The sequence below is a fragment of the Streptomyces sp. NPDC002809 genome (assembly GCF_040295435.1).
Taxonomy (GTDB): Bacteria; Actinomycetota; Actinomycetes; order Streptomycetales; family Streptomycetaceae; genus Streptomyces.
Map to the genome: position 1 here is coordinate 37435 of NZ_JBEOVJ010000062.1, position 13213 is coordinate 50647.

At 72.5% G+C, this 13213-nt stretch carries 7 protein-coding genes; 2 read left to right on the plus strand and 5 right to left on the minus strand.

Going from position 1 to position 13213, the window contains the following annotated elements; genetic code table 11:
- Positions 1-39 precede the first annotated feature (39 nt).
- The 5 genes from ABT025_RS28775 to ABT025_RS28795 all read right to left on the minus strand — a co-directional run bounded on the left by ABT025_RS28775 (position 40) and on the right by ABT025_RS28795 (position 10871).
- On the minus strand, positions 40-1668 hold the full coding sequence (locus ABT025_RS28775) for a succinic semialdehyde dehydrogenase (RefSeq protein ID WP_351000581.1): 1629 nt from the start codon (positions 1666-1668) through the stop codon (positions 40-42).
- A 216-nt stretch (positions 1669-1884) separates the two neighbouring features.
- Positions 1885-3567 (minus strand): serine/threonine-protein kinase, encoded by a 1683-nt coding sequence (locus tag ABT025_RS28780; RefSeq protein ID WP_351000584.1) that lies wholly within the window; start codon positions 3565-3567, stop codon positions 1885-1887.
- Between the two features lie 132 nt (positions 3568-3699).
- Complete coding sequence (locus ABT025_RS28785; RefSeq protein WP_351000587.1) at positions 3700-6546, minus strand: serine/threonine kinase C-terminal domain-containing protein; 2847 nt, start codon at positions 6544-6546, stop codon at positions 3700-3702.
- Between the two features lie 179 nt (positions 6547-6725).
- The gene (locus ABT025_RS28790) at positions 6726-8678 is read right to left on the minus strand and encodes a serine/threonine-protein kinase (RefSeq protein ID WP_351000590.1); all 1953 of its coding nucleotides are present in this window, start codon (positions 8676-8678) and stop codon (positions 6726-6728) included.
- Positions 8679-9164: 486 nt separating this feature from the next.
- Positions 9165-10871, minus strand: a complete 1707-nt coding sequence (locus tag ABT025_RS28795; RefSeq protein WP_351000596.1) for a glycerol-3-phosphate dehydrogenase/oxidase — start codon at positions 10869-10871, stop codon at positions 9165-9167.
- A 248-nt stretch (positions 10872-11119) separates the two neighbouring features.
- Here ABT025_RS28795 and ABT025_RS28800 point away from each other — a divergent pair, with 248 nt between their 5' ends.
- Together ABT025_RS28800 and ABT025_RS28805 are read left to right on the plus strand one after the other, a co-directional pair.
- Positions 11120-12382: a nucleotide sugar dehydrogenase gene (locus tag ABT025_RS28800; protein ID WP_351000598.1), complete on the plus strand. Its 1263-nt coding sequence runs from the start codon at positions 11120-11122 to the stop codon at positions 12380-12382.
- A 106-nt stretch (positions 12383-12488) separates the two neighbouring features.
- Positions 12489-13073 (plus strand): hypothetical protein, encoded by a 585-nt coding sequence (locus tag ABT025_RS28805; RefSeq protein ID WP_351000600.1) that lies wholly within the window; start codon positions 12489-12491, stop codon positions 13071-13073.
- Positions 13074-13213: the final 140 nt, after the last annotated feature.

The window sequence follows — 13213 nt, forward strand, 5'->3', positions numbered from 1 at the left end:
GTACGAGAAACCTGGGCGGGAAGGGGACGGGCGGGGCGGTCAGCGCAGGCGGAAGGCCTTCATCGCCTTGAGGCTGCGGGTCATGAACGCCGCGTGCTTCGCGTCGTCCATACCGAAGGACGGGGCGAGCGGGATCAGCCGCTGCTGGGCGACGGTCTGGGCCTCGGTGTACTTGAGGATGCCCTCGGAGCCGTGGCGGCGGCCGAGGCCGGATTCCTTCATGCCGCCCATCGGGGACTGCACGCTGCCGTACGCGGGGGCGTAGCCCTCGTTGATGTTGACCGTGCCGGTCCGCAGCCGGGCGGCGACCTGGTGACCGCGCCTGCCGTCCTTGGTCCAGACGCTCGAGTTGAGGCCGTAGGGGGTGGCGTTGGCCAGGTCGATGACCTCGTCCTCGTCGCTGAAGCGGTAGACGGAGACGACCGGTCCGAAGGTCTCCTCGCTGCAGACGGCCATCGGGGCCTCGACGCCGTCGAGGATGGTCGGCTCGTAGAACAGCGGGCCGATGTCGGGGCGGGCGACGCCGCCGGCCACGAGCTTGGCGCCCTTCTCGACGGCCTCGGCGACGTGCCTGCTGACGGTCTCCAGCTGGCGCTCGCCGACGAGCGAGCCCATGTCGGCTCCGTACGCGAGGGAGTTGCCGAGCCGCATCGCCTTCGTACGGGCGGCGAACCGGGCCACGAAGTCGTCGGCGACGGACTCGTGGACGTACAGCCGCTCGATGGAGATGCAGAGCTGGCCGGCGGACGAGAAGCAGGCGCGGACGGCGCCGGCGGCGGCCTTCTCCACGTCGGCGTCCTTCAGGACCAGCATCGCGTTCTTGCCGCCGAGCTCCAGCGAGACGCCGACGAGCCGGGCCGCGGCGCCCTGGGCGACCTCGCGGCCGGTGCGGGTGGAGCCGGTGAACGAGACGTAGTCGGCGTGCTTGACGACCTCGGGGCCGACGACGGGGCCGTCACCGAGCACGACCTGGAAGACCTCGGCCGGCAGCCCGGCCTCGATGAGCAGGTCACGGGCCCACAGCGCGGTCAGCGCGGTCTCCGTGTCCGGCTTCATCACCACGGCGTTGCCGGAGACGAACGCGGGCAGCGCGTCGCCGACGGACAGCTCGAACGGGTAGTTCCACGGCGCGATCTGACCGACGACACCGCGGGGCTGGCGCAGCTCGGTGACCTTGGTGAGGGTCGGTACGACACCGGTGTGCCGCTTCGGCTTCAGATACGCCCCGGCCTTGCGGCCGTAGTGCCGGGCGGCGACGGCGACCGCCTGCACCTCCTCGTGGGCGTGCAGCCGGGCCTTGCCGGTCTCCAGCTGGATGAGGTCGAGGACCTCCGACTGACGGTCCAGGACGAGGTCGTGGAAGCGCAGGAGCACGGCGGCCCTGGCCCGCACCGGTGTCGCGGCCCAGGCGGGCTGGGCGGCGCGAGCCCGCTCATAGGCGACTCCCACGTCCTCGGGGGTCGACTCGGGCAGGTCGGCCAGCTTCTCGCCGGTGAAGGGGGTGTGGTTGGCCGTACGGCCGGAGCCGACGACGCCGCGGGTCAGCTGGGCGATCACCTCGGGCGTCACGACATCGGCGGCCGTGCGCACGCCCGCGGGCACAGCGGCCACCGGGTTGGTGCCGACAACCGCGGCGGAGGTGGACGTGGAGGCCTGCGAGTCCGTCATGAGGGCGAGAGTACGTCGAGCCGGATGCTTTGGGTACCCGTGGGTAACAGCTTTTCACAGTCCCCACAACAGCCCTCCGACGCCCCCGCCGATCGAGCCAGTGATCACTGGCTGAATAACCGCTGATCAGGGGCTATCTTCCGCTCCCCGCTCAGGAGGAGTGAACCCTGAGCCCCTCGTCCGGCCGCCCGGAAATCTCCTGCCCGTCCCGCCGGATCAGCCGGCGTCGGCCGGCGCGCGCCAGCTGCGAAGCATCGTGTTGAACCGGTCCCGGGTGATGTCCCAGTCGTCCTCCGGCCCCGTCATGTACAGCGCGTACTCCGGGCCGCCCTCCCGCGCGTAGTACATCTGGTCGATGGCGTGCCGCGGTCCGGCGCCGTCCTTCTCGGTCCAGGTGAACTCCCAGATGGATCCGGGGCAGTCACGGTAGACGTTGCTGTTCATCTCCAGGCTCCGGTAGTCCGGCAGCCGCTCGCGCAGACTCGTCTCCAGGTTCTGCATGTGCGTGTACGGGTGCTCGAAGTCGGGTGCCGGGTCCACACTGACGCGGAGGTAGTGCACACCGTCGTCCGGGGTGTAGTCGATGTTGGTGCCCTCCACCCGGCGCTCCCAGCCGATCGGCATGAGGATGCTGAACCCGGAGGGGTCCTCCACCCGCCGCCAGCCGTCCGGCACGCCTTCCTTCGCCGGGTCCGGCGTGGGTGTCGGTTTCGGTGTGGGGGTGGTCGTGGCGGTGACCTTCCCCGGCGACCGGGTGCCGTGGGATGCCGTGCCGCCGCCCCCGGTGTTCGCGTCCGAGCGGTTCGCGTACAGCATCGCGGCGATGCCCGCGCCGCCGCCCACCAGTGCCGCCAGGGCGATGACCACGACCGTCGTACGCCACCGGCCGCGGCTGCGCCGGGTGACCGGCGCGGAGCCGGGGGCCGGGGCGGGCCCGGGGTAGGGAAGTCGGGCCGTGCCGCCGTGCGGGGCCGGGCCGCCGGAGGTTCCGTCGGCGCCCATGGAACGCAGCACCTCCTCGGGGACCCGCTGCGTGGGCACGTACGCCTGGGCCGACCGGGGCTCGCGCCCCTCCATGGCCTCCAGCAGCATCCGCTCCGTCTCCGCGGCCGACGGCCGGTCCTCGGGTTCCTTGCGGAGCAGCGCCGTGATGACGGGGGCGAGCGCCCCGGCCCTGCCGGGTACCGGCGGGTCCTCGGTGACGACGGCCTGCATCGTGGATATCGGGGAGGTGCGGCGGAACGGCGAGCGTCCCTCGACCGCGGTGTACAGCGTCGCGCCCAGCGACCACAGGTCGGAGGCGGGGCCCGGGTCGCCGCCGCGGACCCGCTCGGGTGCCAGGTAGTCGATGGAGCCGACCAGTTCACCGGTCCTGGTGATGGTCGAGTCGCCCTCTATCGCCGCGATCCCGAAGTCGGTCAGGAGCACCTGGCCGTCCCGCGCGAGCAGGACGTTGCCCGGCTTCACATCGCGGTGCAGCACCCCGGCGGCGTGTGCTGCGCGCAGGGCGCCCAGCACGTGGAGCCCGATCCGGGCCGCCTCGCGCGGCTCCATCTCGCCGGACTCCTTGATCCGGTCGGCAAGTGACGGGCCGTCGACGTACTGCATGACGATCCACGGCCGGTTGTCGTACTCGATCACGTCATGGACGGTGACCACGCCGGGGTGCGTGATGCGGGCGGCGGCGCGGGCCTCCTTCTGGGTGCGCGCGTGCAGCACCACCCGGTCCGCCTCGGCGACGTACAGCCCGGCGGTCAGTTCCTTGACGGCGACGGTGCGGTGCAGCACCTCGTCATGGGCGCGCCAGACCTTGCCCATTCCGCCGCGTCCCAGGACTTCGCCGAGCCGGTACCTCCCGGCCAGCACCAGTCCTGCTTCCGTGCCCTGTGATCGATCCACGTGTCCCCGCCCCGTTCCTTCGGATGACAGGTTACGGAGAGGAAGTACGGCCACGGAACCTCGCACCGCTCACGAGACCGCACTGTGATGCTTGTCGCTCCGCCGGACCGCCCGCCGCGGTACGGCCTGCCTTCACTGTGTCACGCGGTAGGAGACGCTGGCCTGTTGGTAGATCTCGGTCACCTTGTCGCGCTGATCCTCGGGGCCGACGACCTGGAGGATGTGGTAGCGGCCCTCGACGACCATCACCAGGTTGCGGACGTAGACCTCACGGCCACCGGCCTCCCGCCAGGTGAACTGGCCCTCCGCCATGGCCTGCCGGCCTACGTCGATCCGGCGCAGACCGCTCGCCGACGCCCAGCTGGAGTCGCGGAACGGCTTCAACTCCGGTTCCTTGTCCCGCTGGTAGTCGAGCGGGTCGGCGCCGTTGGCCTTCACCGTGTCGCGGCCGGGGACGACGAGCAGGCTGAAGCCGTCGCTTCCGTAACGGATCTGACGGTTCGCGTTGGCGGGGCTGCGCTGCCAGCCCTTGGGCGTCCCGACCTCGAAGCCCTCGGCGTCCTTGCGCAGGGCGTAGCCGGGTGCGACCGCGACGGCGGAGCGGCTGGTCTGCGGCTGCTGCGCGCCGGAACCCGAGGGTGACGGCTCCCCGGAGTCCCGGGAGCCGGGCTCGGGCGCTCCGGACGGGGTACGGGAGGGGTCGGCACCGGCGCCGGAGTCCGTACCGGACTTGGGCATGAACATCACCGCGTACGCGACCGCAGCGGCCAGGACCAGCAGGATCAGGACGAGCAGCAGCCGGCCGAGGCGGCGCGGTGTGCGCGTCCCCTCCTGCTGCGGGCGGGGCGGGGTGCGCAGCGCCTTCGGGCCCTTGGGCTCGCGGGGCGGCTTGGGGCTCCTGGGCTCGCGCGGCTGAAGCGTGGTCCGCTCCGCGGGTTCCAGCCGTTCCTTGGTGTGACGGTGCCGGCCGTGCGCCGCCCCGCCGCGGCGTCCGCGGCGCTTGCGGACGAGCTCGCCCCGGCGGCGCACGACGGGCAGCCGGGTGGCGTCGGCGGAGGGCAGCGTCACGACGTCGAGACCGGCCTCCGGCTCGGGCGCCGACCGCACGAGGGAGCGCAGCCAGCCGCGCAGCTCCTCGAAGTCCGGGCGCTCGGTGGGGTCCTGCCGCAGCAGCGACTCGACGACGGGCCGCAGCGGACCGCACTCCTCGGCGAAGGCGGGCGGTTCGCCGCAGACCATCTGGACGAGCTCGGCGGCGTTCTCCTCCGGATACGGGGCGTGGCCCTGTACGGCGCGGTAGAGCAGGGCGCCCAGCGCCCAGAGGTCGGTGGAGGGCCCGATGGGCGGTGCCAGCTGCCAGTTCTCGTGGACCGGGCCGGCCTGCTCGGGCGCCCAGCGCTCGGTGACCGCGCCGACGACGGCGATCCGGGCCTGCCGGGCCCGCTCGGCGGCGAGGGTGGTGGCAGGGCCCCGGTACGCGGACCGGTCCTGGTTGCCGGCGACGATCTCGTCCCACCGGCCCGGAGCGGTCTCGCCGGTGGTGGCGGGCAGTTGCGGGCGTACGGCCGGGGTGGTGCCCTGCCGCCGGGAGTCGGCGCGCAGGGCGTCCTCGCTGGAGCCCCCGGCGGGCACCGGGCGTCCACGGCCGGGGCCGTCGTCCCAGGAACCGGTCAGGTGGAGCCGCCTGGGCGGCGCCTGGCCGTCACCGTCGTCGCCGTCAACGGCGTGGTTGCCGTTGAAGTCGCCGCTCTCGAAGCCGTCATCCTCGTCGTCGTACGGATCCTCGTCGTCGTAGAGGTCCTGGGCGTCGTACGCGGCCGGGACGCCGGGCCGGGCGAGGGGCGGCTGCGGGTGGGCGGGCCGCGGGACCGGAAGGATGCCGGTGTCCTGCGCCTCGTCCGTACCGGCCCGGCGCTCCTCCTCACTGACTCGGGCGGCGGCGCGGGCGCCCGCACGGTATGCGGCGATGGCGCCCGCCCGCGCGGCCCGCGCCTGGGCGCTGCCGGCCTCGGAGGCGGGGACGGGCACGGTGGCGGGCGGTGCGGGCGGCGGCCTGCGCACGGACTCCGGCTCGCCGGCTCCGTAGGGCTGCGAAGGACCGTCCCCGGACCCCGACTCGATTCCCGCGGGCCCGCGGGAACCGGGCACCTCGGGCCGGCCGTACGGATCGGCGCGCCCGGGCTCGATCGCGGGCGGGCCGTAGGAGTCGGCACCGATCCCTACGGCCCCGCCCGCGTAGGGGCCGTAGGGATCGGTGCCGCCCTGCTCCGCCCCCGGCAGGCCGTACGGGTCGGCCCCGCCCGCCTCGACCGCGGGCGGGGCGTACGGGCCCGTGGGACCCGACTCGATCGCGGGGGCGCCGTAGCCGCCCTCGCCGTCGTCGTCGGTGCGCGGCACCGGCACGTACCCGCAGAGTGCCTCCTCCGCCGCGCCGGCCGCCAGGCCGGTCAGCACGACCCGTCCGTCGTCGCAGATGAGCACCGTGCGCACGGTGATGTTGCGGTGGGTCCAGCCGTGGGCGTGCAGGACGCGCAGCGCGGTCAGGACGTCCGAGCCGATCTCGGCGGCCCGGTACGGGTTGAGCGGGTGCTCCGCGAGCAGGGCCGCGAGCGGCCGGGCCGCGACCAGCTCACTCACGATCCAGAGCGAACCGGCCTCGGCGAACACGTCGAAGACCTGGTCCAGGCGGGGATGGTCGGGCACCTGGGCCGCCGCCTGGGCGGCCTCGATGGCTCGCCGGACCGCCGGATCGGTGGACCGGCGCACCGTGCGCCCGCTCGTCCGCCGCGCCGCCGTGGGCAGCCCGTCCGCATCGAGCACCTCGGCGTCCACGACCTCGGGCAACGGCACCTGACGGACCAGAACCTCTTGGCCGCTATAAGTGTCGAACGCCCGGGTCTCGACCAGTTCGTACTCGTCGGACGGGGGCAGCGGAAGGCGGTAGCGGTCGGCAAGCACCCGACCCGCATAGTCGTCCACGACGCCTCCCCAGAGCGCGCTGTCCCCCGGTCACGCAGACCGCACGAAACCCTCAATTGCAGTTACTTACGGTGCAATTGACTTGTGGTTTCGGCTGCGTACGGTCTTCGGGTTCTCACAATACGTGGCCTGAGGCGGCCGCGCGGCAGGGTCGGCGCAACCCGGCCGGGCAGCTTGCCTCAGTCGAGCGGCTTGAACGTGTCGAACGCGGTCTTGCGCAGCGCCCGGCACTCCTTGCCGTCCCACTCGTCGGCCTTGCAACTGATCATGATCGCGTATCCGTGGCCGCCGTCGACCTTGAAGCCCCGGTTGATCACCCGGACCCGCTGCCCCTGCTGCGTACGCTCGAACTGCCAGTCGGCGACGGTCGGGTAGCCGTTGTACTGGACCTCGTCTATGCCGAGGTGGTGGTAGCCGTTGCTGGTGGCCGCGACGGCGGCCCTGGCGGCCTTCCACGCGGCGGCGGCGTCGCCGCCCGGCGAGTCGGTGTAGTCGACCTGGATGCGGGGAAAGCCGCCGCTGACGTTGTATATGGCACCGGAGTTGGCGCCGGCCGTCTTGGCGAAACGGAAGTTCTCGGGCATCGCCATGGCGAAGTGGAACTGCTTGCTCTCGACCGCCCGGAATCCGGCGGGCAGGGCGTCGTCCGACTCCTTGTCCTTGGCGTCGTCCGACCCCGTGCCCTCGTCGGCGCCCTCGCCCTGGCCGCCGCCGCTCTTCGTGTCCTCGTCCTTGCCCTGCTCCTTGCCGCTGCCCTGTTCCGTGTCGGCGGAGCCGCCGGAAGCGGCGGAGGCAGCGGGTCCGGCCGAGGCCGACGTGCCGTCCTTGGACTTGCCGGCGTCGTCGGAACCCTTGTCGTCCCCGCCGAGCGTGAGCGCGAGGACCGTGCCGAGCACGGCGAGCACGATGACGGCCGCGATGATCGCCAGCGTGCGGCGCGGCACCACGTCCGTGAGCGAGGCACGGGGCGGAGTGACCGGCGAGGTGGCCGGACGCGGCGGCGGTACGGCAGCCGAAGGGGAGGCCGTGGCCTTCGCGGGAGCCGTGGCCGGCCGGGCCGGTACGGAGGCCGACGCGACAGTACCTGCGCCGGCGGCCGCGGCGGGCGCCGCCTTCGCGTTCCGCGCGGAGCGCAGCGCTCCGCGCAGCCGGTCGCGCGTCCCCTCGCCCGTCTCACCGGACTTCTGCGCACCCTTGGGCGGTGCGTCGGCCACGTCCTTGGGGAGCGCCATCACCTGGGTGGCATCGGCCGGCGGCGGCACCGGAAGCTCCGGCTGCTCCGGGGCGTTGATGACGTCGTTGAGCAGGGCGCGCGCGCCCGCGTCGTCGAGCCGCTGCTCGGGGTCCCGGGCGAGCAGCCCGTAGATGACCTCCTCCAGCGGGCCCGCGTTCTTCGGCGGGTCCAGCGGTTCGGTCATCACGGCGGTCAGGGTCGCGATCGCGGACCCCTTGTCGTACGGCGGGCAGCCCTCCACGCTCGCGTACAGCAGTCCGCCGAGCGACCACAGGTCTGCCGGCGGCCCGGGCTTGTGCCCGCGGGCCCGTTCCGGGGAGATGTACGAGGGGGCGCCGACGAGCATGCCGGTGGAGGTGACCGACGGGTCACCCTCGACCTGGGCGATCCCGAAGTCGGTCAGCACGACCCGGCCGTCCTCGGAGATCAGCACGTTGGACGGCTTCACGTCGCGGTGCAGGATGCCCTCGCGGTGCGCCGAGCGCAGCACGTCGAGGATGGCGAGGCCGACCTCGGCCGCCCGTCTCGGCGTCAGGACGCCGTCCTCGCGCACCGCCTCGGCCAGCGACTTGCCCTCGATGAGTTCCATGACGATCCACGGCCGGTCGTCCTCGTCGACCACGTCGTAGACCGTGACCGCGCCGTTGTTGCGGATCCGGGCGATCGCCTTGGCCTCGCGCAGCGTACGCGTGATGAGCCGGCGCTTCTCGTCGTCGTCGATGGCCGTGGGGAACCGCAGTTCCTTGACCGCGACCGTGCGGCCCAGCGTCTCGTCGACGGCGCGGTGGACCGTGCCCATTCCGCCCCGGCCGAGCACCTCCCCGAGCCGGTACCGCCCCGCGAGAAGACGTCCGTCCTTGTCCCGTTGGGGCCCCCGTGCCTGCTCCGCCTCCGACATGCGTCCCCTCTGCGATCAACCCGCCCTGGCAGAGCGTTCATTGTCCCTCACCCCTGGACCGGTCCTGGTGCCGGGTCCGGGGACCGTCACGATGTGGCCGGCGGAAGGGATTTCCTGCCGGGCCCGTACGCGCGGCGCCGCCGTGCCATGGCCGCGCGCCCCCACCGTTCCCTGCCCAGGGAACCACATTCCACCCGGGCACCCCCTGCCTACCACGGCCGGCCGTCCGGGGCGACGGTCCGAACCGCCGCATTCCCGGCCCGTCCTGACGTACCGCCCCAAAGGCCTGCCCCGGAACGCCACCGCCGCCTTCGAACCCATGGCGTGAGCACCGGAGTTCCGGCGGCCACGCCCCGGCCCCGCCCGACGGAGGCGGCCGTCGGGCGGGGCGGAAGTCCGGCAGGGCGACAGGACGGACGGGCGGCGGGCGGCGGGCGACGAGGGGGCAAGCGACCCGCGCGCCCGGCACGATCCGAACGAAAGGCCCTAGATGGGCACGATGTCCGGCGCTCCCAGCCGCGCCGCGTCCGCGGTCAGGTCGTCGGGCTGCCGCTGCGACTCCCGTTCCGCCTCCACCCGCTTCTCGTAGTGCGCGACCTCGCGATCGATCCGGCCCTCGTCCCAGCCGAGCACCCGTGCCATCAGCTCCGCGCACAGCCGGGCGGAGCGCGTGCCCCGGTCGAAGGTCTCGATGGAGATCCGGGTGCGCCGGGTCAGTACGTCGTCTAGGTGCCGGGCCCCCTCGTGCGAGGCCGCGTACACGATCTCGGCCTTCAGGTAGTCGTCGGCGGACGGCAGCGGTTCGCCCATCACCGGGTCGGCGACGATCAGCTCCAGGATCTCCTCGGTCATGGAGCCGTACCGGTTCAGCAGGTGCTCCACCCGGGCGACGTGGAGGCCGGTCCTGGCGGCGATCCTGGCCCGTGCGTTCCACAGGGCGCGGTAGCCCTCGGCCCCCAGCAGCGGGATGTCCTCCGTGACGCACTCCGCGACCCGCTGGTCGAGGCCGTGCACCGCCTCGTCGACGGCGTCCTTGGCCATCACCCGGTACGTGGTGTACTTCCCGCCCGCGACGACGACGAGGCCGGGCAGCGGGTGCGCCACCGTGTGCTCGCGCGACAGCTTGCTGGTCGCATCCGACTCGCCGGCCAGCAGCGGACGCAGCCCTGCGTAGACGCCCTGGACGTCGTCCCTGGTCAGCGGGGTGGCCAGGACCGAGTTGACGTGTTCGAGCAGATAGTCGATGTCCGCGCTGGACGCCGCCGGATGCGCCTTGTCCAGGTCCCAGTCGGTGTCCGTCGTCCCGACGATCCAGTGCCGTCCCCACGGGATGACGAAGAGGACCGACTTCTCGGTGCGCAGGATCAGGCCCGTGGAGGAGTGGATGCGGTCCTTCGGGACGACCAGATGGATGCCCTTGGAGGCCCGTACGTGGAACTGGCCGCGCTCGCCGATCAGCGCCTGGGTGTCATCCGTCCAGACGCCGGTGGCGTTGACCACCTGTTTGGCCCTGACCTCGTACTCACCGCCCGCCTCCACGTCCTCCACCCGGGCGCCGACGACGCGCTCGCCCTCCCGGAGGAAACCGGTCACCCGCGCGTGGTTCGCCACCTGCGCGCCGTACCCGGCGGCGGTGCGCACCAGCGTCGCCACATAGCGGGCGTCGTCCATCTGGGCGTCGTAGTACTGCAGGGCCCCCACCAGTGCGTCCCGCTTGAGCGCCGGTGCGACCCGCAGGGCCTGGCGGCGGGAGAGGTGGCGGTGCACGGGCAGTCCGCGGCCGTGCCCGGACGACACCGACATCGCGTCGTACAGCGCGACGCCCGAACCGGCGTACAGCCGCTCCCAGCCCTTGTGCTGCAACGGATAGAGGAACGGCACCGGCTTCACCAGGTGCGGGGCGAGGCGCTCCAGCAGCAGCCCGCGCTCCTTCAGTGCCTCGCGGACGAGCGCGAAGTCGAGCATCTCCAGATAGCGCAGCCCGCCGTGAATCAGCTTGCTCGACCTGCTCGACGTGCCGGACGCCCAGTCGCGCGCCTCGACCAGTCCGGTCGAGAGCCCTCTCGTCACCGCGTCCAGTGCCGTCCCGGCGCCGACCACGCCCGCCCCCACGACCAGCACGTCCAGTTCGCGCTCGGCCATCGCGGCGAGCGCCTCGGCGCGTTCCGCGGGTCCCAGTGTCGCTGTCCTCACTGCTGCCTCCCGGTAGATCGGGGTGGTCCGGCACGGGGATGCGGTCCGACCGCGGGGTCGGGTACCCGTGCCCACCTCTCGATTCTGTCCGCGCTCCGCGACTTCAGCCACCGCCTGTGGACAACACCCGGACGACTGGGGTCACACAATGCGACATATAGGTCATATTTACGCCTAGTCTGACATTGCACTGTCCCCAGCAGTTGCGCTTTCTGTCCTCATGGTCTTAGGGAAGGACGGCCACCCACGTGCCTGCAGACCTCGCCGTCATCGGACTCGGTCACCTCGGCCTGCCCCTCGCCCAAGCCGCCGTCGCCGCCGGTATCCAGACCATCGGCTACGACACCGACCCCCGGGCCTTCGCGGAGCTCTCCGCGGGCCGCACCCCTGTCGAGGGATCGCTCACCGCGTCCGACATCCGCCGGATGCTCTCCGGCGGATTCCGCCCCACCACCAACCAGGCCGAGCTGGGCCGGGTCCGTACCGCCGTGATCTGCGCGCCCACGCCCCTCGGCCCCGACCGCACCCTCGACCTCACCGGCGTGGGCGCCGCCGCCCGCGCCCTGGCCGCCCGGCTGCGCCCGCACACCACCGTGCTGCTGGAGTCGGCCGTCCCGCCCGGCACCACCGAAGGCTTCCTGCTCCCCCTCCTCGAAGAGGGCTCGGGACTGCGCGGCGGACGCGACTTCCACCTGGCCCACTCCCCCACCCGCCTCGACCCCGGCAACCGCACCCACGTCTACGCCAACACCCCCAAGGTCATCGGTGGCCTCACCCCCGCCTGCACCGAGTCGGCCGCCGCCTTCTACAGCCGGCTCACCGACAAGGTCGTCCGCGCCCGGGGCCCCCGCGAGGCCGAGATGACGAAGGTCCTGGAGACCAACTTCCGGCACGTCAACATCGCCCTGGTCAACGAGATGGCCGTGCTCTGCCACGATCTCGGAGTCGACCTGTGGGACGTCATCCGGTGCGCCGAGACCAAGCCCTTCGGCTTCCAGCCCTTCCGCCCGGGACCCGGCGTCGGCGGCCACGGCGTGCCGGTCGACCCGGGCTGCCTCCCGTACAACAGCCGCACCCCCGGGCACCCCCTGCGGATGGTCTCGCTCGCCCAGGAGATCAACGACCGGATGCCGCAGTACGTGATCCAGCGCTGCGCCACCCTCCTCAACGAGCACGGGAAGTCCGTCCGAGGCGCCCGGGTCCTCCTCCTCGGCGTCACCTACAAGCCCGACCTCGCCGACCAGGAGGCCTCCCCCGCGCGCGAGATCGCCACCCGGCTGATGGACATGGGGGCCCAGATCGGCTACCACGATCCGCACGTCCTGGACTGGCGCGTACGCGAACTCCCGGTCCCCCGTGCCGATTCGCTGTACGAGGCGGCCTCCAGTGCCGATCTGACGGTGCTGCTCCAGCACCACCGCACGTACGACCTCCAGGGCCTCGCGGTGAAGGCACAGCTCCTTCTCGACACCCGCGGCGCGACCCCGGCGGGGGCCGCGCACCGGCTCTGACCGCAGTTCCCCCAAGGATTTCTGTGGGCCGATGTCGGAGACGGCTGCTAGCCTGCGGCGTCACTCCTCGCACACTCGTGCGCAGACGTCCCAGGGGGAACCCAACATGAGCACGCCCGTACCACCGCCGAACCAGCCGTACGACGCCCAGCCCCAGCCCGGCAACCCGTACGCCGCGCAGCCCGGCCAGCCCCAGCCCGGCGCCCCGACCGGCAACCCGTTCGCGGGCCAGCAGCCCGGCGGCGCCCCGTACGGCGGCGGCGCCCCGTTCGCTCCGGTGGCACCGGCACGCAACAACGTGGGCCTGGGCATCCTCGTCGCGTTCATCGCGGCACTCGTCGCGGCGGGCATCTACGGTGCGATCATCGGCGCCACGAAGCACGAGATCGGTTACGCGGCCGTGGGCGTCGGCGCCATCGTCGGCTTCGCCGCCGGCAAGCTCGGCGGCCGCAACCCCGCCCTGCCGGTCATCAGCGGTGTCTTCGCACTGCTCGGCGTCTACTTCGGCCAGCTGCTCGGTGAAGCGATCATCATCAGCAAGCAGCTCCCGCTCTCGGTCACCGAGATCTTCTTCGACCACTTCAGCGACCTGAACGAGGTGTGGAAGGAAGACTCCGACGCGCTCAGCTTCGTCTTCTTCGCCGTCGCCGCCGTGGTCGCGTTCTCCACGGCCCGCAAGACGTCCGACTAGTCGGACCGCGGGCACGACACGCAGGAGGGCCCGGACCGCGATCGCGGTCCGGGCCCTCCTGGGGGTGGGGTGAATTGAGATTTAGGTATTGGGTGGGGTTGGGTTAGAGTTTTTAGGGTGGGGTTTTTATTAAGGTGGGG